The organism is Paenibacillus forsythiae T98 (assembly GCF_000520735.1).
GTDB classification, from domain to species: domain Bacteria; phylum Bacillota; class Bacilli; order Paenibacillales; family Paenibacillaceae; genus Paenibacillus_AQ; species Paenibacillus_AQ forsythiae.
Genome location: NZ_ASSC01000108.1, coordinates 1 through 319 on the forward strand (window position 1 = coordinate 1; position 319 = coordinate 319).

Here is a 319-nt window from a genome sequence, read left to right on the forward strand (position 1 = left end):
ACGCCTACCTCAAGCCCCATTCCTTGCTTCGGCTGCTGCGGTGAGAAGGATACGGAATCAATCAGTTGAGTAACGCCGTAGTCTCCGTAATAAACGTTCAGCTTGTCGCCGTCCTTCAGCATGAAATCCTTCATGCCGGTATTGATCTCGGCCCACTCGCCGTCTCTCTTGACGGCATACGACCACCCGGACATACCGCCAAGCAGCCCCGCTGAAATGCCGCCGATCCCCGTTACGTAATTGCCGCTCGGGTTATCAACCGCAAGGCCCTTTATCTCCGCCAGCTTGTTCAGCGCATCCAGAGCGCTGCTGCCGTATA

General features: G+C 56.4%; 1 protein-coding gene. It reads right to left on the reverse strand.

What is annotated here, in order from left to right; genetic code table 11:
* Positions 1–319 (reverse strand): DUF4430 domain-containing protein (locus tag L692_RS27705; protein ID WP_036721821.1); only part of this gene is annotated, 319 nt, incomplete at both ends.